The organism is Methylophilus sp. YYY-1 (assembly GCF_029132825.1).
Classification (GTDB): domain Bacteria; phylum Pseudomonadota; class Gammaproteobacteria; order Burkholderiales; family Methylophilaceae; genus Methylophilus; species Methylophilus glucosoxydans.
This window is the reverse complement of sequence record NZ_WOVG01000002.1, coordinates 377144-399695: the sequence shown is the minus strand read 5'-3', so window position 1 is coordinate 399695 and position 22552 is coordinate 377144. Positions and strand designations below refer to the sequence as shown.

Below are 22552 nucleotides of genomic sequence, written 5' to 3'. Positions count from 1 at the left end.
GGCTTGCGCAAGTGCTTACACTGGCTGAGCTAGGTATATTGGTTTAAATATTTGTAGAGAAGAGGATATCCGTGATGAAAAAAAGATTAATCACCTGCCTGCTGGGCGCCGTGCTTGCGACAGCGGCGAATGCATCCTGGGCAGATATCAATGATGTACGTGCCAATTTAAACAAACTGCATCTGCCGGATGGCTTTCAGATTGATGTGTATGCCGAGGTGCCGGGGGCCCGCCAGATGGCGCTGGGCACCAATGGCAATGTGTATGTCGGCACGCGTGGCAATCATGTGTATGCCGTCGTCGATAAAAACAAGGATCACAAGGCTGACCAGGTGGTCAGCATTCTGGACGATCTCAAGGTTGGCAATGGCGTCGCCATGGTGGATGGCCATTTATATGTCGCCGAGCAGCATCGCATCACACGCTATGCTGCCCCAGACTTTGACCTCACGCTGCCGTTTAAGGCCATGCGTGAAGTCGTGTATGAACAACTGCCGGACAAGGCGCATCACGGTTGGCGCTATCTGGCGGTGGGGCCGGACAACAAGCTGTATGTGACCATAGGCGCGCCATGCAATATCTGCGACCCGACAGGTCACGAGGCCTCAATTATCCGCATGAATGCCGATGGCAGTCAGGTGGAAACGTTTGCCAAAGGCGTGCGTAACTCGGTCGGCATGGATTTTCAGCCAGGCACCCAAACCCTGTTTTTCACTGACAATGGCGTCGATCTGCTCGGACCAGACATCCCGCATGACGAACTTAACGCAGCACCTAAAGCCGGGCTGCACTTTGGCTTTCCCTATTATGCAGGTGGCGATACACGCGATCCCAACTGGAAAAACAAAACGCCGCCCGCTGAGGTGACCAAGCCTGTTGCAGAATTCCAGGCGCACAGCGCCAATCTGGGCTTCAAGTTTTACACAGGCAAGCAATTCCCTGCCGAGTATCAGGGCAATGCGGTGATTGCCCAGCATGGCTCGTGGAACCGCAAGGTGCCGGTTGGCTACCAGTTGGTGCGCGTGACTTTTGATGCTCAGCACCAGGTCAAGGAGACCAAGCCATTTATTGATGGCTGGCTCACCGCGGATGGCGAAGTCTGGGGCCGCCCGACGGATGTGTTACAGCTTGCGGATGGTTCGTTACTGGTCTCGGACGATTACAATGGCGTGATTTACCGGGTGAGCTACACAGGCAAAGCAGGTGCGTCAGGCGTGAACGCCAACACCGCCAACACACTGAGCGGATTCGCAATGCCTGAATCCGTTTTTGCCAGCCCGGACGGCACCCTGTATGTGTCTGAAATCGGTGAATTTGGTAAAGCGGGCGATGGCAAAATCACGCGCATTGCGGCCGACGGCACCCGTACCACACTGGCAGAAGGCCTGAATGACCCCAAAGGGCTGGATCTGTTTAATGGCCAACTGTATTTGGCGGATAATGATCGCGTGGTGCGGATTGACACCAGCAACGGCAAGCAGACCGTAGTCGCTGCACCCAGTGCCTTCCCACAAAAACCAGTGTTCCTGAACGATATCGAGATTGACGGCCTAGGCAATGTCTACGTCTCTGACAGTGGCGATGACAACGGCAAGGGCGCGGGGATTTTCAAACTCACGCCTGAGGGTAAGGTCACGCAAGTGCTCAAAGCCAATGCCGGGATCAAACGCCCCAATGGTTTGCTCATGGATGGTCCTAACCGTTTGCTGGTCGCAGACTTTGGCACAGGCAAATTGTTCAGTGTTCAACTGGGTGGCAGCAAGCCGGTTGTGACGCTACTGAACCAGGGCTTTGGCGGCGCAGATGGCCTGATCCGCGACGCCTACGGCATGCTGTATGTCAGTGACTGGGCGGGCGGCAACGTCTGGCAACTCAGTGACCCCAAAGCGACGCCGCAACGCATCATCCAGGGCTATCAGTCAGCAGCCGATATCAGCCTCTCCGCGGATGGCAAATCGCTACTGATCCCTGACATGAAAGCCGGCTTGCTCTATCGTATGCCCATTCATTAAATAGACGTCTCAGCGTTAGGCATAAAAGCCCGGGATCTCCCGGGCTTTTTTTATTCCCCAAGCCATGCGCTCTATGTCAAAATGCAACACACAGGCCCGCCGCTGGCAGCCTCAAACTCGAAAAATTTATTTTGTTTGGAGACGTCGATGAATAAACTGGTGATTGCTATGTTGCTGTCTTGTGTCTGTTTTTCTGTTCAGGCTGGCACGCAACAAGAAAAAATGAAAACCTGTAACGCCGATGCAAAAGCCAAGGCCTTGGCCGGCGATGAACGCAAAGCATTCATGAAACAATGCCTGTCCGCAGAGGGCGCCAGCTCAGGGTTGACCGCGCAACAGGAAAAAATGAAAACCTGTAACGCTGACGCTAAAACCAAAGCGCTCAAAGGCGATGAGCGTAAAGCATTTATGAAATCCTGCCTGTCCGCCAGTTAAGCGGCCACTTGCAAAAAAAGCCTGTGTTTTACACAGGCTTTTTTGTTGCTTCTGCGATGCGCTAAACGTCAGCGCATGCCCCTGTTTGGCAAAACTCTGCCGCTGTAAGGCTTAAGTAAGTCATCCGCTGCATGATACGAGATTATTTTATCCGTGGATCATTGCTGAGGTTTGGCCCGTGCGCGTCAAAAAATCTCCTTACCTGTTCGCTTATAGCGCCTGGGATATCATCCCTGTCCTTGCCGGTTGCCTACATTTTCTGTTTTTTGCATGGATGATTTCCAGCTTTCATAGTTTGGCGCTGTGGCAAAAATGCGTGGTGGGACTGATCTATGCCTTTAGTATTTCGTGGAATGTGAATAGTGTTTCCCACAATTTTATTCACAATGCCTACTTCAAATCTGCCCTGCTCAACCGACTGTTCAGCTTGATGGAATCAGTCACCATGGGCTTCTCGCAAACCATGTATGACTATGTCCACCGGCAACATCACATCGGCAACAATGACCGCAAAGGTGCCGATGGCGAGACCATAGACTGGATCTCCATTTATCGGCATGGCGCGCATGGTCAAGCCGAGCATCCACTCAAATACTCGCTGCTGAGTTATTTCCGTGATGATCCCAAACGCATCTACGGTTTGATTAAAAAACATAGCCAGGCATTGGCTTATTTTGCGGTGTTTGAAGTCGTCGTGGTCACCTTGATGATCGTGGGCTTTTTGCTGTGGGATTGGCAATTCGGGCTGTTCTTCGTGTTCTTTTATTACTTGGGCCATTCGCTGACGGCCATGAATGGCTACTATGAGCACGCCGGCGCCAACCCGGACTTGCCAATTGCCTGGGGTGTCAGCTGCTATAACAAACTCTATAACTGGTTGTGGTTAAACAATGGCTATCACGCCGAACATCACTACCGGCCCAAGCATCACTGGACACAGATGCATGCCTTGCACACAGAAATTGCCGAGAAACAAAAACAAGCCGGGGTCAAGGTGATCCCTTGGCCACACCCGATTGGATTTATGATGGAATGGATGAAGGAACAATAAATGGCCGCCAAAAACAAGCCAGGCTTTCTATTTGCCTACTCTTACTGGGATGTGATCCCCGTTGTGTTCGGGATACTGCATTTTGCCTATTTGATTGGCATGTTTCTATGGTTTGACCGCCTGCCCTGGTACGCCAATGTACTACTGGGGCTGGTCTACGCCGTCAGCATTTCATGGAATATCAATGGCATCTCGCATAACTTCATCCACAACCCCTACTTCAAGTCTGAGTTCCTGAACCGGATATTCAGTCTGTTGGAGTCTGTGACCATGGTCTTCTCGCAAACCTTTTATGATGCCGTGCATAAACGCCATCATATTGGTAACAGCGACCGGCCGGATGCCAATGGCAACACCATAGACTGGCTCTCAATTTACCGCTATGGCAGCAACGGTGAGCCTGAGAATGTCTGGGCGTATACCTTCAAAAGTTATTTCAGGGACGACCCGGCGGAAATCTACCGGGAAATTAAAAAACGTAATCCTGGCCTGGCGCGCTTTGGTGTGTTTGAAATCCTCTGCTCCATCCTGCTGGTGCTGGTCGGTTTTGTGCTGAACTGGAAATTCATGCTGTTTATGGTGCCGTTTTATTACCTTGGTCACTGCCTGTCTTCGCTTAACGGCTGGTATGAGCACTGGCGCGGCAATCCTGACCTGCCGATTGCCTGGGGGGTCAGCAGCTACAGCAAGCTTTACAACCTGATCTGGTTTAACAATGGCTATCATGCCGAGCACCATTACCGTCCCAAGCACCACTGGACCAAAATGCATGAACTGCATTTGCAAATTGCTGACAAACAGAAAGAGGCCGGCGTGCATGTGATTACCTGGTCGCATGGTCTGGGCTTCTTGCAACCCAAGTAGTCGGATCACCCAGGCATCGTGGCATGGTGCCAGTGATCGTCATGGAAACTTTTAAAGCCCGGTGCCTGCTTTAAGGGTCTATGCCCGACTTTGCGACACCTGCCCTCGCCTGGTGACAGTAATCTCTCGCTCAATGATTCATACCAAGGAGTATTTCATGCAAACCCTATCCCGCTTGCTGCTCAGCCTCTCGCCTTTTTTATTGGCCTCTTGCAGTCAAATACCTTTCATGCAGCAGACTTCTGCGCACGCCACGCTGGAAGCCAAATCCGACTCAAAGGTCACCGGCGATGTAGACCTGATTCAACAGGGCACGAAAGTACTGTTGATTGCCCGTGTGGCGGGCTTGACGCCCAACTCCATACACGGCTTTCATATTCATGAGAAAGGCGATTGCTCTGCGGCGGATGCTTCGAGTGCAGGCGGGCACTTCAATCCCGATGCACATCCACATGCCTCGCAAGCAACGCCTAGCCATCATTTTGGCGACCTTCCTAACCTGAAAGCAGACAACACGGGCCATGCCATTTACCGCGCTACGCTGGAGAATGCCAGCCTGGCTGAAGGGGCACATGCACTGATTGGACATGCGATGATTCTTCATCGCGATGCTGACGATTATGTGACTCAGCCAGCGGGCAATGCGGGGCCAAGAATCGCGTGTGGCGTGATTAAATAACGGGCTAAAAGCACAGTGCCGATACGGGAGCTATCCGCATCGGCACTGTGGCTTTGATTTTAAACGCTGTTGTTTTTTAAATGAGGTAATGATCCAGTAACAGCGCCGCAAAAATCAGGCTCAAGTAGAGGATGGAATACTTGAAGGTGGTTTTAGCCAGCGCATCTGAATACTGTCGGTAGAGGCTGACCACATAATACATAAACACTGCATTGAGCAGCACGGCGGACAACAGGTAGAGCCAGCCACTCATGCCGAGGCCGTAAGGCATCAGAGACACCACCACCAGAATCACGGTATACAAGACAATATGCAACAGTGTGAACCGCTCACCATGGGTGACCGGTAACATGGGCATGCCGACTTTGGCGTATTCTTCGCGGCGATACAAAGCCAGCGCCCAGAAATGCGGAGGCGTCCAGGCAAAAATAATCAAAAACATCACCAGCGACTCTGGCGAGACGGTATTGTTGACTGCTGCCCAACCCAGAATCGGCGGCATGGCACCAGAAGCGCCGCCAATCACAATATTCATCGGGGTAGCGGGTTTGAGAAACACCGTGTAAATCACCGCATAGCCGACAAATGTGGCTAAGGTCAGCCACATGGTGAGCGGATTTACCCAGTAATAGAGGATGCTCAACCCTACCCCGCCCAGTACGCTGGCGAACAGCAAGGTCTCCATTTGCGATAACTGGCCGGTAGGCAATGGGCGTGCGCGCGTACGCGCCATCATGGCATCAATCTTATACTCGATCAGGCAATTGAATGCCGCGGCAGCCCCAGATGCGAAAGCAATGCCCACCGTGGCGGCCACCAGCACAGTGACCGGCACCATACCCGGCGTGGCCATAAACATGCCTATCATGGCGGTAAAGACGATCAGCGCAGTGACGCGCGGTTTACATAAGGCATAAAAGTGCCGCAAGCCCATTTTTGCAGCGGCCATGTGTGTGATCCATGCTGTTTGCATCGCATACTCCCCCTTGTTTTAATCTAATGAATGCTTCAATCTGGCATTAATGGCGACCAGGCATATTCCGAGCAGCGCGGCCCCGGCGTTATGCATGACCGCCAGCACTAACGGTAACTGCAAAATCAGGTTGGCAATCCCCAGTGCAATCTGACCCAACACGAGCATCAGCAAGCAACCAGTTAACCAACGCGGCATAGCTGATTGCCACAACAGCTTGACGCTGACCATGAGCCATACAAACACCAGCAGTGCCCCTAGCCGATGCACCCATTGGATGGCCGTTAATGCATTCAGGTGTAGCTGTCCGCCGTCCCGGCTTTCACCCAACGCCCGAGTCAAATGAAACGCCTCGCCCACATCCATGTCTGGCCACCAGGCACCATGGCAAGTGGGAAAGTCCGTACAGGCCAAGGCCGCATAATTACTGCTGGTCCAGCCCCCAAGTAGCACCTGCAGTATCCAGACCAGCAAAGCCAGTTGCAACCAGCGCAATTGCCACGGCCTGATCACGATACGTTGGCTGACAACATGCCGGCATGCGATCCAGCTTAAGACAGCCAAGGTCGTCATGCCGCCCAGCAAATGTAAAGTCACTATCATGGGTTTCAGCAACAAAGTCACCGTCCACATACCCAGCAACGCTTGCAACACAATCAAGCCGATCAATCCCGCCGAGAGCTGCCACGGGGTGTGCAAGAATTGCCTTTGCCTGTAAGCCAATACACCAAGCAGCAATACCAACAGGCCCAAGCTGCCAGCCAGATAGCGATGTGCCATTTCCTTCCAGGCTTTGGCATGTTGCAGTGGTTTATCCGGATAGGCCTGTTGCGCAGACGCGATCGCCGCCTCACTTTGCGGCACGGTGAGCGCACCATAACAACCCGGCCAGTCTGGGCAGCCCAAGCCGGCATCAGAGAGCCGGACATAAGCCCCTAGCACCACCACACAAAAGGCCACCATCGCCGCCAGCACACTTAAGCGTTTAAACATCGACTATCCAGCCCAAGAAGCTTTTAACAATTTGACCAAGTCCTTGCGTATCCACTTGGCTTCCATCTCTGGTCCGTACTGCATCATGATATTGCCGAGCGGATCAATAAAATACACGCGGTGGGCATCCAGCGTATTCTGTCCACCACCGCTTAATAGCCCACCCAATTCTGCAACTTGCTGCGTTTCTCCATTAATAATCAGCAAATCAGGATAACGTGCACGGATCGCTGTGGTATCGGCCTGTTGCGTGATGAGCACCCGTTGCACGCGGATCATGTCTTTATACAAGGAGACATAAATCTGCCTGAGGTCGTACAGCCGCTGCATACAAGCGCTGTCGCACTCCCGTGCGATAAACACCATGTTCCATTTGTCTTGCCAGAAGGTGGGCAGCGCTTGCTGCCTGTCGCTGACCCAGTGCGTCGCATGCGCAATCGAGACCGGCGGATGAATGAGCTGCCCATGACTTTTACCGCTGGGTCGCCAGTCAAACTTGAACATCGCGACCACGACGAGCAGCGGCACTGTAAAAAATACCGCCAGCAGAAAAAATACCCTGCGGCCTTTGCGCTGCTGGACCGGGTCCAAAACCACCTCTGTCAACTGTTCCTGCATGATCAAGACCGCTTTTCTATCATTTGATAAAGACCAATCATAAAACTCGCCAAGGCAAACCCAAACCACTGATAGGCATAACTCATATGCTTTTCAATTTGCCCGCCAGGCACTTCCCATACTCTAACGAATCCGGCAGGCATTGCTGGATCTAGTTTGAGGATGACATTTGCAAACGAAAAAGGCACATGCTGCCGTAAGTAGGAAAAATCGATTACAGGTTGCACCGGCTGCCAGCTTGAGCCCGCTTTATCCAACCGGAATCCGGTTTTGCTTTGTTGCCAGAACATCCCCCGGATGACTTGCTCTGCTTCAGGGGTCTGAATCTCGGGGATTTTTTGATGATCTGCAAAACCGGGCACCCAACCACGATTCACCCAAATAAGATGCTTCTGGTCATGCAGCAAAAAAGGTGTGATGACAGCAAATCCGGCCTGCCCTTGAACCACCTGGTTATCCAGAAAAAAACTGTATTGTGGTAGATAGCGGCCGCCGATCCTCACTGTCTGCAAGTGCAGGGCCTCAACATGACTGGGAATATCCAGCGCTTGTGCGCGCAGCTCCACGGCATCGCCATGCGGTTTCAATGCCAGCATAATCGCCTGTTTTTGCTCAGCCTTATGCCACTGCCACAGGCCCAAGCGCAGACAACTCCAGATTGCCACCACCATCACAGCCACCACCATCCAGCGCAGACGAAAAACATAATTTCCCAAGGGTATTTGCATTTTTTTGCTTACAGCCCATAATGTCATCACGTTACCGAGAGATCACATCATGTTAATTAAAATTGCCACCATTTTGATACTGATCGTCATTATTGGCAGCCTGTTTTCTGCCCTGCTTTTTTTACTCAAAGACAAACGCGGATCAGACCGTACGGTTAAAGCACTTACCCTGCGTATTGGTCTGTCTATCTTCCTGTTTCTGGCATTGGTCATCGCCGCACATTTTGGCTACGTGGGCCATACGCTTTAATCCAGAACGATGGAATCACCAGACTAAAAAGGGCGCTGTTTGCGCCCTTTTTAACCGTCAGAGCATGTAAACAAAGATATACAAACCGAGCCAAACCACATCCACAAAGTGCCAATACCAGGCCACGCCTTCAAACCCGAAGTGGTGCTCGGGTGTAAAGTGACCGCGAATGCTGCGCAACCAGATCACAATCAGCATAAGGGTGCCGATGGTGACGTGAAAACCGTGGAAACCGGTTAACATGAAGAAGGTCGCACCATAGGCGCCTGACTTCAGCGTCAGTCCCATTTCGGTATAAGCATGGTGATACTCGGCTGCCTGGCAGCACAAGAAGGTCACCCCCAGTGCAATCGTCAGGAACAGCCCTACAATCAGTTGTTTGCGGTTATTTTTGATCAAGCCCCAGTGTGCCCAGGTAATGGTCGCACCAGAACTCAACAACAACAAGGTATTGATCAGTGGCAGGCCACTCCAAGTCATGGGGTGAAAGGCGGTGTTTGGTTGATAGGTCTCCCCCAGAACCGTTCCGCCAGGCCCCTGTGATGGCCAAGTACTTAAAAAGTCCTTGTAAGGCGTAATGTCTGGCGCGTAAGAAGCCAGATCAGGCACCGACAACACGCGCATATAAAACAATGCTCCGAAGAACGCCGCAAAAAAAGCCACCTCAGAGCAAATGAACACGATCATGCCAATACGGAAAGATTTGTCTTCCCATTTTTTATACTGGCCGGTGACACTTTCAGTGACAACTGTACTTAACCATTTGAACATCATGGCCAGCACAATCGCCAGGCCCAGATACATCATGTACTTGCCCGGGGTAGCGAGGTAGGACAAGGCCGGATTTTTCATAGACCCATCCAGCCGCGTGTCCGAGCCGGTAACATTAAAGACAAAGCCACTCGCCATCGACAGCAACCCGACTGAAATCAATGCCGGGTAGATACTGCCGTGCGGGACAAAATAGTGATTTTCTGAATGACTAGCCATGCATTAACTCCCTATCCTTTGATCGTGTTACTCATATTATTTATTGCTGACTTGCCGGAAAAAACGAATACGACAAGGTCATTTCTTGTACATCTTTGGGCAGTTCGGCACTGACGAAGAATCGCAGTGGCAATGCCTTCACTTCACCCGGTTTTAACGATTGCCTGACAAAGCAGAAACACTCTATTTTTTTCAAGTGGGCCGATGCTTTGCCTGGGGTCACACTGGGAATGGCCTGCCCGACCACTTCCTCATTGGTAATGTTTTTTGCCTCAAACATGACCGTAGTGACTTGGCCAGGATGCACCACCACACTGTTTTGCTTAGGATAAAAATTCCACCCCAATCCAGGCATCACTGATGACACAAACTGCACGGTGACTTCCCGCTTTAAATCTACAACTGCTTTTGTGGCTGTTTCCGCCGTATTTTTGGTTTTGCCATTGAGCCCGGTCACAGAACAAATGACGTCATACAATGGCACCAAGGCAAAGGCAAACAACAGCGCACCGACGATGATCCATACCAATTTAAAAGCCAATTTTCGATTGGCTTCTACCTGATCTTGTTTTAATGCCATAACTGTTTCAGCAACTGGTTTACTTCCAGATCGTAAACATCGAAATCAGGTACCAGAGAATTGCTACCGCAGCGAGCAGCCATGCAATTTTCCTGTTATTAGACTGCTTGGGATCACTCAAAATACGTCAACCTTAAAACAAAGCCAATCAACCAAAAAAACTGGATTGACTGGCTTTTTTAGCATTTATTTAACCACCGGCTGTTCAGTAAAGCTGTGATATGGCGGAGGAGATGGCAATGTCCACTCCAGGCCTTGCGCCCCTTCCCAGACTCGGTCTGATGCCTTTTTGCCACCTTTGACACAGCTGATAATGATGTAGACAAACAGCAACTGTGACAGACCCAAGGCAAATGCACCAATACTCGAAATCATATTGAATTCGGCAAACTGCAAGGCATAGTCTGGAATCCGGCGCGGCATCCCGGCCAAGCCGACAAAGAACTGTGGAATAAAGGTCACATTGAATGAAATGGCTGTTAACCAGAAATGTAATTTACCCAGTTTCTCGTTATACATATGGCCTGTCATTTTTGGCAGCCAGTAGTACACGCCCGCCATAATCCCCATGATGCCACCCGCAAACAGGGTGTAATGGAAATGTGCAACCACAAAGTAACTGTTGTGATATTGCGCATCGGCAGCCACGTCTGCGAGCACCAGACCAGTCAGACCACCCACGCCAAACAGAATAATCCAGCCGACCGTGAACAGCATTGGGGTTTCAAAGCTCATGGAGCCTTTCCACATGGTGCGGATCCAGCAATAGAACAGTACCGCCAACGGTAAGGAAATTGCCATGGTGCTATACATAAAGTACAGCAATGCAGGCACAGGCATACCGGCTGTAAAGAAGTGGTGCGCCCAAACAACGACCGCCAAAGCGCCAATCGCCCACAATGAATACACTTGCGCTTTATAGCCATACATAGGCTTGCGGCTGAAGGTTTGCAGAATCTGGGGGATAAAGCCCCAGACGGGCAATAGCAGAATGTAGACTTCCGGGTGACCAAAGAACCAGAACAAATGCTGGAACATAATCGGGTCACCGCCACCGGCCGCGTCAAAGAAGTGTGTTCCAAAGTGACGGTCCGTCAGCAACATGGTCACTGCACCGGCCAACACAGGAATGGTGGCAATCAGCAAGAAGGCGGTGATCAGCCAACCCCAGGCAAACATCGGCATTTTCATCAAGGTCATGCCAGGTGCACGCATGTTGTAAATTGTCACAATAATGTTGATTGAACCCAACACAGACGAAATACCCAACAAGTGCACCGCAAAAATAGCAAAGTCCACACCAATGCCGCCTTGCACAGACAGCGGCGGGTAAAAGGTCCAACCGGTGGCCAGCGCGCCATCGCCCACCCCAAACAATGCCAGAGTGAATGGCAACGTCAGCAAGATGGCGGAAGGGGGCAAAATCCAGAAGCCCCAGTTATTCAAGCGTGGCAAAGCCATGTCTGGCGCACCAATCTGCAACGGCAACATCCAGTTGGCAAATCCGGTTGCAGCAGGCATCAACGCTGCAAAAATCATGATCAGCGCATGCACGCCAATCAACTGATTAAAGAACTCGGGGTTCATCAATTGCAGTCCGGGCTTGAACAACTCGGCACGGATACCAAGAATCATGCTGCCACCGACCAGAAACATAATCAGTGAAAACGTCAGGTACATGGTCCCGATATCTTTGTGGTTTGTCGTCGTCAGCCAACGCATGATCCCGGTTGGGTGATCCTGATGCTCGTCATGATGTGCTACTGAAGTAGTACTCATAGTGCTCTCCTAAATCAATCGCTTAAATATTTATTCACGGGCTGCTTTAACTTGCGCCGGCTGCAACACGGCATCCACTGCCGCCGCGTTACCCAAGGCATTACGCTCATAGGTGATCACCGCTGCAATTTCCGTATCGTTCAAAGTTGCCTTCCAGGCGGGCATCACACCCTTGCCATTCAGCACGCGGTCAAGATGGCTATCTTTCTGATATTTGCCATCAGAGCCAAAAATAGCGCCCGTCGCAATTTTGCTGCCGGTCAAGGCCGGGAATGCAGGCGGCAAGCCAGCCCCGGTCACCTGATGGCAGACGGCACAGTTTTTCTCGTATACCACTTTACCCTGCGCCACCAACTCATCCTTGGTCATTTCTTTCACATCATTCGCGGCTTTTTGCTCATCCTGTTTTTTGTTTGCCCACTGCGCAAACTCTTCTTTGGAAACCGCATTCACAACCACCGGCATATAGCCATGCCCCTTGCCACAGAGTTCTTTGCATTGACCGCGGTAGACGCCTGGCTTCTCGACTTGCACCCAGGTTTCACGGATAAACCCAGGCACGGCCACACGTGACGAGCCAAACTGTGGCACCCACCAGTTATGCAACACATCAGAGGCCGTCATCAAAATGCGCACCTTCTCGCCGACAGGCAACACCAGCGGATTATCGACTTCAAGCAAGTAGTGCTCGCCTTTATCTTCCTCGTTATGCATTTGGCCGTTAGTCGTCGCCAGGTTGCTGACGAACTTGATGCCCTTGGCATCGCCATCAAGATACTCATATTGCCAGCGCCACTGTGACCCGGTAATTTTGATCACCATGGTCGATTGGTCTCGCGTGTCTTCCATCATCACCACGCTGTGATAGGCCGGGATACCCATGATGACAAAGTCAATCAACAGCAGGATCGCAAACGGGATCAAGGTCCAGAAAATTTCTACGGCAGTAGAGGGAGGGTTATCGGCGACAGGTTTGTAGCCTTTGCTGTGACGGTGGGTCACAATCGAGTAAATCATGATTGCCAGCACCACCACAAAAATCACGGCAGTAATCAGCATGAATTTATTATGTACGTGGAGGGTATCCAAAGCCATTGGCGTGACTGGCTCCGGAAAATTCCAGGTGTAGTCAGCATGCGCACTTAAAGACAAAAACCATGCAACCGCACCAACCCCGAGTTTCTTCATCCCTTGCATCTAATCGCTCCAAAATCCAGTTATCTAGTTTTTAGAAGTATTCGTTTGAGATGAGAGGCCAGGGCTTCGCGTTGCGCATCATCCATGGTATCTCGACCAAACTCGACTTCTTGATTATGGGACCCTATCCACAGTGACGTCTTGCCGTTCTCACCTTCCCTGAGCGTTATACGGGTCCAGTAGCGCTGAAACCGAACGTGTTTTATTTTCCCCAACACACTTTGTTCGATTTCAATATGATCCTCAACGAAAGTGATTTTTTCGTAGTCACCGCTATGACGCAGCACCACCACAAACGCCAGAACCACCAACACCAATTCCAAGCCAGCAAATGGCAACACCATCCAGGCACCGATATGCAAAAAAGCCATGGCAATCAGCCCCGAAAACACGCCCAAACTCAGCAACAACTTCAACACACTTTCCGATGAAGCCGAGGCATTTGGCCTGGTAACGCATTGTGTTTCGCAAATAGATAACATGTTTGCCAACCCAGAATTCAGCTTGTATCAACCAAATTACGTTTAGTTACAAATTTGTTACATGTTGTAAATTAGCACAAGATAATCGCAGTGACAAGACAAAAAATGCCCGGTGCCAATGTCATCAATGTAAATTTATGAATAGCCACGCTTAACAAAAAAACACTGACCATCGACCAATCTCACAATTGCAATCCCCCTCACAGCCCCTTAAAAGCGCGGCAAAGCAATTCAAAACCTTGGTTCGGCCATCAAGATAGTTGTGCTCACCCGCAGCGCAAAATGTCACTTAAAAGCACAATCAAGAAAATATTCCGGTGGGTGTTGTCACATTTTTGTTGTTGCTTAAGCCACCATTCATGATTAAGCTAAACAACTCTCGGAACAGAAATGCGCTCCGGGTGACGTGCGCAAAGCCTAAAAACTTGGCGCATTCAAAGCAGTTTTTTTGTGTTGATTGATTAGAAATGCCAGTAGCGGGACCGCCGTCCACGAAAGTGTATTTTTAGTTTTAAGACCGGCCCCACTGCCAGCAGCAATGAATGATAGCCATCATTTTTGACGGGGGCCAAACATATGGGCATACAGCATATTTCAGCCAAAAAAGTGCATGCTGACGACGAGTTTTTGATTCGCAAAGTCGCCGTCCACATCATTCCAGACTGGTTACACTCCGGCGTCACAGACATCCACCTCGGTGGCCGCGCCAGCCTGTTTTACGGCATTTTCTTTGCAGCAACAGGCATCCTATTACACACCATCTTCGCTGAAAACTATTGGTTGTTAGCCGGGCTCACTACCGGCTTTTTCCTGCTAGGCCCATTTTTGGCCATGGGGCTATACGACCTCAGCAGACGCATGGAAGTAGGCGAGCCGCCCGCCCTCGCCCCCACGCTCATGGCCTGGCTACCAAACCTCATCAACATCACTCTGTTTACCGTGTTGCTGGTATGTTTGTTTTTAAGCTGGGTGCGGCTATCCATGACCATTTTCTCGCATTACTTTCACGGTGCGCTGCCCACCTTTACCGATGTCGTCATCAATGTATTCACATTCAAACAACCGGTTTTCCTGTTAGTTTACTTTGGCACTGGCGCCTTGTTTGCCGCTGCCATTTTCAGCATCAGCGTAATTGCCATGCCCCTCATGCTAGATAGAAACACCAGCGCCTGGACCGCCGCCATTACCAGCCTGCGCACCTGCGCCCGCAACCCTATCCCCATGCTGTTCTGGGCTTTTTGTATTGTCGTGCTCATCGGATTTGGCCTGGCGACCAACTTTTTAGGTTTAATGCTGACCATGCCCGTGGTTGGGCACGCAAGTTGGCATGTCTATCGGGATTTGATTGAGGTAAAGCACTAATCTACGTTCTAACTCTTGATAGGGCAAACAGGGACCATGTCAACTTTCCCAGACCATTAATAGCCCATTAAGGCTATCGCAATTCACTTCTAGATTTCTTCTAAATTAGGCATAATCTTAAGAGCATTATTACGCCGTTTAATAACAATAAAAAATAATTAAACAGCGGTAGCTGCATCGCTCTAACAATAAAAAAGCAATTCAAAGCGTTAGTAGCATTAATGAGTTTAAACACTCAAGTCACTCCACTCTCATACAATCCTAGTGGCTTTGATTTATTTTATAGCTTAATTAGGTAGCTTTACTCGGACATGTAAGATGCAAATCTACTTATCACCATACTGATGGCTTGATTAATAAAGTGGAACAATCGGTCTTTACTTAATACATCCGAATATATCAAGAGTCAAAGGACTAGCCTTGAAGTCATAACTAATATCAAATTAATCTGTTAACTTTTAAGTCAAAAATAATTCTTAATTTAGAACAACCACATTAATAATACAGGGAGTAGTAATGAAGAGAAGTAACTATCAAATAGCCAAAGCTTTATTGATATCAGGCTTAATTTTCAGCACATATATCGGTACGATTCAAGCTGCTCAACCGTCCTATAAACTAACGGACCTTGGCGCACTGACCACTACGGGAAGCAGCGCTGCTGTTGATATCAATAATCATGGTCAAATCGTCGGATATAGTTGGGCCGCTGGCCAACAAACCTCAGCTACAATCTGGGATAAAGGGCAAATTTCACTACTTGGAGGACACGCATTAATGTCTTCGGCAACAGCTATTAATGACTCAGGCGTTGTTGTCGGATACAACGAGACAAGTAGTGGTCAAAATGCAGTAGTATGGACAAATGGACAAGCCTCTATACTAGATAGCAATACGGCAACTGCTCTTGACATTAACAGCCATGGGGTCATCGCTGGAGCAACTTATAATAGCGGTCCTACAATCTGGATTAATGGTACGATGGAACAACTACCTATCATTAATTCGTATTATTTCAGTGTTGCAAGAGGCATCAACAATTTAGGACAAGTCGTTGGATCGTATGAATTGACAACTGCAGATTGGCAAATATACACTCGGGCAGCACTGTGGTCTAATGGAAACGGTATTGATATAGGCGCAGCTGACGGATTCAGCTCAAGCTACGCTGAAAAAATTAATGACGCAGGCGACATTGTAGGTCAGAGCCATAATGGTTTTAATGGGGGAGCGCATGCTACCTTGTGGCGTAATGGAGTAGCTATTGATCTGGGAAGTTTAAATGACGGTACCGAGGCCAGTTTTGCAATGGATATTAACAGCCATGGCCAGATCGTCGGATATAGCCAATCAGGTTTATTCTCTCCCGAAAATAATGCACGAGCTGTCATTTGGTTTGCCGATCTCAATCCAGTAATGTTGGATACATTAATTGATCCGCTTGACCCACTCTATGGTCAAGTGTCGCTATACACAGCTAAGGGAATCAATGACTTAGGACAGATCGTTGGATATGGATTGATCAATGGGAAAGAGCGTGCTTTTTTGCTGAGTCCACTTGCAACGGTGCCTGAACCAGGAAGTATGGCAATGTTATTGGCTGGCCTAGGATTATTCGGCATTGCTTCACGCAGAAATAAACAAGCCTAATCAAGCTTTATAAACAGAGGCCGGGATAACCGGCCTTTGTTATTTGTAGTTGCGAGAGTTCGAGTCTCTACTTTCGCACCAAGGTATAATTAAACTGTGAATCGTCACTAATTTACTAGACACCTTTAGCAGTAATAATGGCAAAAAAGAAAGGTGCAGTAGCTCCTTTACTCATTACAAGTATAGATAAACCTTGACCATCGATGATTGTGCAATCTTTCTCGGCTGGCTTAGCATTACGTAGCTGCGTATCCGTGAGTGCCATATGTATAACACTTTCACGTTTATAACTTTTTTATAAACAAAGTTATAAACGAATAATGTATATGTCAAGCGACGTCCTGATATGAAAAAAGGCCTAGATTTTCATCTAAGCCTTTGAAATTCATACTATTTTTAGTCTTTTTGGTACTACTTGAGAGTACTTCTTGGTGCGGGAGCCTGAACCGAATGTTGCGTTTAACACTAATATTTAAGCCAAAATATAGCATTTAAAAATATTTGTTACCCCCAAAGTTACCCCAACTTAGTAAAAGTCACTACAGGAATCTATATTTTCTACATCATCAAATAGCCCTTTCGGACTATCGCAATTCACTTCTAGCTTTCACTTAAATTAGGCATAATCGTGTGAAGCGTTATTACGCCGTTTTACAAAAATCAAAAATAATTTAGGAGAGGTAGCTGTATGGCTTCAACAATAAAAAAAGCAGTTCTCGCAGCATCAATTGCATTAATCAGTTTCAACGCACAAGCAACGCTCACTTCATATGACTCTCAGGGGGTGGAAGTAGTATATAGCTCGATTAGTAATGTTACGTGGACAAAAGACGCCAACTTGTTGGGGAGCTTGATGACCAGTCAAGGCTTTAATAATGTAGTTAATAATATCATTGCAGCAAGTCCTGTAATCTCTAACATGCCAAACTATTGGGATGGCGGTACAGGATCTTATAGCGTCACAGCTTCAGATTTCAGTACTACAAATTTTGGCCGAACAAGCTGGTATGGCGCAATGGCATTTGTAAATTACCTGAATACAGTTAATTATGCTGGTAGCTCTGCTTGGAGGCTGCCAACCGTTACTGTTGGCCAAGGTTACTTATTCTGTTGGAATAATTGCACTGCTGGCTACAACGTTTATACAAATGGCGTATCAATCGGTAATGAGTATGCGGAACTATACTATAAAGAATTAGGTAGCCTAGGGCGGGAAGACATTTATGGAAATTATCAACCTAACCATGGGTTAGTTGATCCCCTCAACAAATTTAATAATGAACAATCCTATGTTTATTGGCTAGGCACACAAGATGACCGCGCGCCATCTGATGCTTGGTACTTTACTATGAACGAAGGTGTCCAGTCTGTTGGTGGATACAAAGCATTTCCTTTACATGCGAGTTATGCTTGGGCTGTGACTTCAGGTCGAATAAGTACTATCCCGGAACCAAGAAACTACGCCATGTTAATGGCTGGCTTGGGCTTGCTGGGCATTGTTATACATCGTAAGAAGCAAGCGTGATTGAAACTTAATTAAACAGAGAAGATTTATATGAAAAGAATATTGTTTTTTACTATAGGACTGTTTTTGAGCCTTACAGCTCAATCTGCTGTTATTTATCAGTCAGGGGCATACGGAGCAGGTTTACCCTACACTTGGAGTCAATGCTCAAATTGCGAATTTGCGTCTGATCAATTTATTGGTGAAGCCTTTTCAACAACTGCAACTTACTCCATTTCCAGCTTAGACTTTTATGCCCAACGTGGTTACAGTGGTACTGGCGATTTAACTATTGCATTTTTTGATGCGTTAAATGGTTGGGTTCACTCTGAAACATTTACACCTGATCAACAGACTAAAAGTGACATAGACATCTTTACAACAAATATTTCTCTTACCTTTAGCCCTTTTCAATTAGAGGCAGGAAATTATGCAGTTTTTTTCTTTGGTAAGAATCTAGGAGTTCTTACTTTTAATGAATTTGACGCTACACAGCTTATTGCTTTCTCTCGTAACGGTACAACAACTGATCCACAGCCTTACATTGATGCCACCTATAGCTCAGCAATTCTGCTTTCTGGTATGCTTACAACAGTACCTGAACCAGAAAGCATTGCTATGTTATTGGCAGGTTTAGGTTTCTTAGCTGTTCTTGTACGTCGCAAGAAACAAGCGTAAATAGAGGTTGATAAAACAGAGGCCGGGATAACCGGCCTTTATCATTTGTAGTAATGAGAGTTCGAGTCTCTCCTTTCGCATCATAATCAATATGCCTGATTTCGAGTCAGGAACTTTATGGGGATGTATTAGCAAATTGATTCACAAGGCACGCCATCATTATCTCGATCTAGCCTATAAACACCGCAAACTTCAAGGTAATACCTTGCCTCATCACAACTAACCATTTGCTTGCAAAAGCGCTTTCCACTACAAGAAAATCCACTAGTTGTAGATTTAACTACCGGAACAGTTGGAGGAGTGACTTGGTGCCTAAAGTCCCAAGGCGGAACTGGATTAGGATCATCCCAAAGTCCCAGCCCCATATTTTTGGCTTGTGCTTCTGATTCAATAAGCTTTGCGTCATTGCTATATTTTCGATAAACCCATGCCATACCATTTTCTACCTGGTGTTTATTGGCATTGACTTCGTTGCAAGTTACATCACCTATCATACGGCCATACTTATCAAATCCAAAGGTATCAACGATCGCCGCCTTTTTGAAACAAATTGAGGAGAGTGATTTTTTAGAGGCATTACTGAATGCCTGACTATTCTCCGGCGCGTCTATTGCATTTAACCTGACAATAACCTTCTGTTTGCTCTCAGTGAGTATGGTTAAAGTGTCCCCATCAGTTAAGGCTTCTCGCCTGGTTTTGCATTGCGTAATGCTGTATCTGAGAGTGCCATTTTGGGGTAGCTCCAACAGGGGTAAAATTTGTTACCCCCTAAGTTACCCCTTTTTAATATTGGATGTCAAACGACTACATTGGACTGATTTGGACACAAAAAAGCCCGTAAGTCATTGATTTACGGGCTAAATTGGACTGCTTTAGATTTCTTTGAACAACTACTTGGTGCCGGGAGCCGGAATCGAACCGGCACGCCTTGCGGCGCTGGATTTTGAGTCCAGTGCGTCTACCAGTTCCGCCATCCCGGCATGGGATATAATGTAGGACATCAAAGACCGCTATTATAACCATAATTTTCATTTATGAGAACTCTAGATTTCGATTTTTATCTTCCGCCCCACCTGATTGCCCAATATCCGTTACCCAATCGTTCAGAAAGCCGCTTGCTGGAGGTCAATGCGCAAGACGGTTCCATCAAGGATAATTTGTTCCGGCAGATTGGCGAGCAGTTTGCCGCAGGTGATGTGCTGGTCCTGAACGATACCAAAGTCATCAAGGCCAGATTGTTTGGCCAGAAAGCCACTGGCGGACAGATTGAGGTGATGATAGACCGCGTGCTGTCGCCGCAAGAAGCTTATGCACAAATCAAATCATCCCGCTCCCCAAAGGCAGGGAGTATGCTGCACCTGGCTGGCGAGATGCAGGCTGAGGTGCTCGGCAGGGTGCAGGATATGTTCCATATTCGCTTACTAGGCGAACAGTCGTGGTATGACTTTTTGGAACAGTATGGCCAATTGCCTTTGCCGCCGTATATTGAGCACGCGGCAGATGCGACCGACGATAGTCGCTACCAGACGGTGTTTGCCAAGCATGCGGGTGCAGTGGCCGCGCCAACGGCGGGGTTGCATTTTGACGAGGTGCTGTTGCAATCGCTAATGGATAAAGGCGTCCATGTGCGTTATGTGACGCTACATGTGGGCGCGGGGACGTTTCAGCCAGTGAAGGTAGACAATATCGCCGAGCACCATATGCATAGCGAGGTTTACCATTTGCCGGAAGAGACCATCTCTACCATCCTCGCAGCACGTGCTGAAGGCAAACGGGTCACGGCCGTGGGCACCACTTCATTGCGCACACTGGAAAGCGCAGCACATGCCGGCAAGTTGTTTGCGCACCATGGCGACACGGATATTTTTATTACGCCAGGATTTGAGTTTAAACTGGTAGACCGTTTGATCACCAACTTTCACCTGCCGAAGAGCACTTTGATGATGCTAGTCTCGGCCTTTGGCGGTTACGATTTGATGCGTGAGGCCTATGCGCATGCCATTGCCCAGTCTTACCGCTTTTTTAGTTATGGCGATGCCATGCTGATCACGCGCAAGTAATCCGCCCAGTATTAAACTTGCAGACTAAAATAACGTCTATTAAACACTGATAAAAACTAGGATACGGAGATATGCAATTCATCCCAAAAACTTTGAGCGGCCTGGCACTGCTATGCCTGACGCTCACCACCCAGGCCGAAATTTTGCCTGAGGCAGAAATCGGCATCAAAATCCCGCTGGCCAAGAAACCAACCACACGCCCTATGGGCGTGGCCTACTTGCCCGCCAACCAGCATTACTACATTGCCGATGGCGGCCTGGCGCCCATGGGCAGCGAGTTTGAAGCGCCCATCTCCAAGTCTGAAGTGCATACGTTTACCGGCGACGGCAAGTATGTGCAGTCAGCCAAACCGGGGTTTGATAACCGCTCGCTCTATTTCAACCCCAATAGTGGCAAACTGGAGATCATCACTTACAACATTTCTAGCGCGGTAGGCTTTTTGCCTAACACAGGGATTTTCAGCCTGGACGTGGCCGAGACTGGCGAACTGCTGGGCACTTCGGGCGAAATTTCGCAATTCAACCCCGCCTTTGGCGATGCGGCTACCATGCCAAGTTATGACCCAGTGAGCAAACACTATTTCGCCAAGCAAGAGCACGGCAATCTGGTGTTTGTTGTGGACACCAAGCAGCGCGAAAAACTGCAGGAGATCAAGCTGGACTTTGCCAAAGCCAAAGTAGCCCACGATGATGTCAGCGACCATTTTGTCGCCTTCACCGGCGTGGCGGGTAATGAGCTGGCCTTGCTAGACGTAGACCATAAAGCCGTATTGATTTTTGACTTGAACGGGCAATATGTGGGCAAAAGCGCCTTACCCGCTACCATGAAACTGCGCTCACAAAATCACTTTAATGGGCTGGGATACACCAACGGCATGCTATTCGTTTATCACGAATCGGAAGGCGAGTTTGGCACCTATTACGGATTCAAGGTGGTCAAGTAACCCATAAAAAAACCGCGCTGATTCAAGCGCGGTTTTTTGATTGCTGGCAGGCAAACGTTATCTGCAAAGCACTTTTTACTGGCTGCTGGTCATATTCACTTTGATCACTTGCGGCGATGGCGTGTAATGCCAATGATTGCGCCAAGCCCCCACCACTAGATTCGGATACTCCGGCTTGCCCAGACTGCCGTTATATCTACCCAAGGCCCGGTAATAATCGCCGCGCTCAATATCCAGATAATGGCGTAATATCGTGCAGCCATAACGCAGATTCAGGCGCATATCAAACAGGTTATGCTCAGGCGTACCAATAGACTGCACCCAGAAAGGCATCACCTGCATATAGCCTCTTGCGCCCACGCTAGAGACTGCATACTTTTTAAACCCGCTTTCAATATGAATCAGGCCAAGCACCAACTGCGGATCCAGCCCGGCGCGTGTGGCTTCATAATGCACGGACTTGAGAAAATCTTCACGATAGTGCGCGTCTGGCATGCGCTTGGCCAAGCGGGCTGACATTTCTTGCAACCAGACTTGTGCTGCCTGCTCGGAATCAAAAATCAGACGCGGCGCGGCCAGGTCACTGACGGATTTTTGCATCACAGCTTTAACGCTATTGGCCAGCGGCTCTTCTTTTTGATTGCCCGCCATAGAAGGCGCCGCCCACAGACAAAGGCCGGTGACCAACAAGGCAACCACATAAAAAAACACTTTTTTCATGTT

23 protein-coding genes and 1 tRNA gene are annotated in these 22552 nt (G+C 48.7%); 12 read left to right on the top strand and 12 right to left on the bottom strand.

The genetic code is table 11. The annotated features are described in order from the left end of the window. Window positions 1-74: 74 nt before the first annotated feature. The 5 genes from GOC95_RS08575 (at window position 75) to GOC95_RS08555 (ending at window position 5041) form a co-directional block, all read left to right on the top strand. On the top strand, window positions 75-2012 hold the full coding sequence (locus tag GOC95_RS08575) for an SMP-30/gluconolactonase/LRE family protein (RefSeq protein ID WP_275356686.1): 1938 nt from the start codon (window positions 75-77) through the stop codon (window positions 2010-2012). A gap of 147 nt (window positions 2013-2159) precedes the next feature. After that, window positions 2160-2447, top strand: coding sequence for a PsiF family protein (locus tag GOC95_RS08570; RefSeq protein ID WP_194749345.1), 288 nt, complete (start codon window positions 2160-2162; stop codon window positions 2445-2447). A 178-nt stretch (window positions 2448-2625) separates the two neighbouring features. Next, window positions 2626-3498, top strand: a complete 873-nt coding sequence (locus GOC95_RS08565) for a fatty acid desaturase (protein ID WP_275356684.1) — start codon at window positions 2626-2628, stop codon at window positions 3496-3498. Beyond that, the gene (locus tag GOC95_RS08560; protein ID WP_275356683.1) at window positions 3499-4362 is read left to right on the top strand and encodes a fatty acid desaturase; all 864 of its coding nucleotides are present in this window, start codon (window positions 3499-3501) and stop codon (window positions 4360-4362) included. Window positions 4363-4519: 157 nt separating this feature from the next. Continuing rightward, entirely contained in the window at window positions 4520-5041 is a 522-nt protein-coding gene (locus GOC95_RS08555; RefSeq protein WP_228518914.1) for a superoxide dismutase family protein, read from the top strand. A 76-nt stretch (window positions 5042-5117) separates the two neighbouring features. Here GOC95_RS08555 and cyoE read toward each other — a convergent pair whose 3' ends face one another. The 4 genes from cyoE to GOC95_RS08535 are packed head-to-tail and all read right to left on the bottom strand — an operon-like array spanning window position 5118 to window position 8353. Beyond that, window positions 5118-6014, bottom strand: a complete 897-nt coding sequence (cyoE, locus tag GOC95_RS08550; protein ID WP_194749343.1) for a heme o synthase — start codon at window positions 6012-6014, stop codon at window positions 5118-5120. A gap of 18 nt (window positions 6015-6032) precedes the next feature. Then, on the bottom strand, window positions 6033-7007 hold the full coding sequence (locus GOC95_RS08545) for a COX15/CtaA family protein (RefSeq protein WP_275356682.1): 975 nt from the start codon (window positions 7005-7007) through the stop codon (window positions 6033-6035). 3 nt (window positions 7008-7010) lie between these two features. Beyond that, a complete protein-coding gene (locus GOC95_RS08540) occupies window positions 7011-7625 on the bottom strand; it encodes a hypothetical protein (RefSeq protein ID WP_275356681.1) in 615 nt (204 codons plus the stop codon). Between the two features lie 2 nt (window positions 7626-7627). Continuing rightward, window positions 7628-8353, bottom strand: a complete 726-nt coding sequence (locus tag GOC95_RS08535) for an SURF1 family protein (RefSeq protein ID WP_275356680.1) — start codon at window positions 8351-8353, stop codon at window positions 7628-7630. A gap of 49 nt (window positions 8354-8402) precedes the next feature. Here GOC95_RS08535 and GOC95_RS08530 point away from each other — a divergent pair, with 49 nt between their 5' ends. Then, window positions 8403-8603: a twin transmembrane helix small protein gene (locus tag GOC95_RS08530; RefSeq protein ID WP_194749339.1), complete on the top strand. Its 201-nt coding sequence runs from the start codon at window positions 8403-8405 to the stop codon at window positions 8601-8603. Window positions 8604-8660: 57 nt separating this feature from the next. Here the strand turns inward: GOC95_RS08530 and GOC95_RS08525 are convergent, their stop codons facing one another. From GOC95_RS08525 to GOC95_RS08505, 5 genes are all read right to left on the bottom strand, one after another. After that, on the bottom strand, window positions 8661-9593 hold the full coding sequence (locus GOC95_RS08525) for a cytochrome c oxidase subunit 3 (RefSeq protein ID WP_275356679.1): 933 nt from the start codon (window positions 9591-9593) through the stop codon (window positions 8661-8663). Between the two features lie 40 nt (window positions 9594-9633). After that, window positions 9634-10173 carry a cytochrome c oxidase assembly protein gene (locus GOC95_RS08520; RefSeq protein WP_194749337.1) on the bottom strand — a complete coding sequence of 180 codons (540 nt, stop codon included), beginning with the start codon at window positions 10171-10173 and terminating at the stop codon, window positions 9634-9636. Window positions 10174-10359: 186 nt separating this feature from the next. Beyond that, window positions 10360-11952 (bottom strand): cytochrome c oxidase subunit I, encoded by a 1593-nt coding sequence (gene ctaD / locus GOC95_RS08515; RefSeq protein WP_194749336.1) that lies wholly within the window; start codon window positions 11950-11952, stop codon window positions 10360-10362. A gap of 30 nt (window positions 11953-11982) precedes the next feature. Continuing rightward, on the bottom strand, window positions 11983-13149 hold the full coding sequence (coxB, locus tag GOC95_RS08510) for a cytochrome c oxidase subunit II (protein ID WP_194749335.1): 1167 nt from the start codon (window positions 13147-13149) through the stop codon (window positions 11983-11985). Window positions 13150-13169: 20 nt separating this feature from the next. Continuing rightward, window positions 13170-13631, bottom strand: a complete 462-nt coding sequence (locus tag GOC95_RS08505; protein ID WP_194749334.1) for a DUF2244 domain-containing protein — start codon at window positions 13629-13631, stop codon at window positions 13170-13172. Between the two features lie 576 nt (window positions 13632-14207). Between GOC95_RS08505 and GOC95_RS08500 the strand changes: the two genes are divergently transcribed. The 4 genes from GOC95_RS08500 to GOC95_RS08485 all read left to right on the top strand — a co-directional run bounded on the left by GOC95_RS08500 (window position 14208) and on the right by GOC95_RS08485 (window position 18825). Further along, complete coding sequence (locus GOC95_RS08500; protein WP_275356678.1) at window positions 14208-14993, top strand: DUF2189 domain-containing protein; 786 nt, start codon at window positions 14208-14210, stop codon at window positions 14991-14993. A 516-nt stretch (window positions 14994-15509) separates the two neighbouring features. Then, on the top strand, window positions 15510-16643 hold the full coding sequence (locus tag GOC95_RS08495) for a PEP-CTERM sorting domain-containing protein (protein ID WP_275356677.1): 1134 nt from the start codon (window positions 15510-15512) through the stop codon (window positions 16641-16643). A gap of 688 nt (window positions 16644-17331) precedes the next feature. Beyond that, window positions 17332-18168 (top strand): PEP-CTERM sorting domain-containing protein, encoded by an 837-nt coding sequence (locus GOC95_RS08490; protein WP_275356676.1) that lies wholly within the window; start codon window positions 17332-17334, stop codon window positions 18166-18168. Between the two features lie 30 nt (window positions 18169-18198). Next, window positions 18199-18825, top strand: coding sequence for a PEP-CTERM sorting domain-containing protein (locus tag GOC95_RS08485; RefSeq protein ID WP_275356675.1), 627 nt, complete (start codon window positions 18199-18201; stop codon window positions 18823-18825). A 128-nt stretch (window positions 18826-18953) separates the two neighbouring features. Here the strand turns inward: GOC95_RS08485 and GOC95_RS08480 are convergent, their stop codons facing one another. Together GOC95_RS08480 and GOC95_RS08475 are read right to left on the bottom strand one after the other, a co-directional pair. Beyond that, window positions 18954-19571: a thermonuclease family protein gene (locus GOC95_RS08480; protein WP_275356674.1), complete on the bottom strand. Its 618-nt coding sequence runs from the start codon at window positions 19569-19571 to the stop codon at window positions 18954-18956. A 149-nt stretch (window positions 19572-19720) separates the two neighbouring features. After that, window positions 19721-19805 (bottom strand) — tRNA-Leu (locus GOC95_RS08475). 54 nt (window positions 19806-19859) lie between these two features. On the opposite strand from GOC95_RS08475, the gene queA reads away from it, so the two are divergent. Together queA and GOC95_RS08465 are read left to right on the top strand one after the other, a co-directional pair. Continuing rightward, a complete protein-coding gene (queA, locus tag GOC95_RS08470) occupies window positions 19860-20885 on the top strand; it encodes a tRNA preQ1(34) S-adenosylmethionine ribosyltransferase-isomerase QueA (RefSeq protein WP_275356673.1) in 1026 nt (341 codons plus the stop codon). A 71-nt stretch (window positions 20886-20956) separates the two neighbouring features. After that, window positions 20957-21829, top strand: coding sequence for a hypothetical protein (locus tag GOC95_RS08465; protein ID WP_275356672.1), 873 nt, complete (start codon window positions 20957-20959; stop codon window positions 21827-21829). A 75-nt stretch (window positions 21830-21904) separates the two neighbouring features. Here GOC95_RS08465 and GOC95_RS08460 read toward each other — a convergent pair whose 3' ends face one another. Then, entirely contained in the window at window positions 21905-22549 is a 645-nt protein-coding gene (locus tag GOC95_RS08460; RefSeq protein ID WP_275356670.1) for a lytic transglycosylase domain-containing protein, read from the bottom strand. Window positions 22550-22552: the final 3 nt, after the last annotated feature.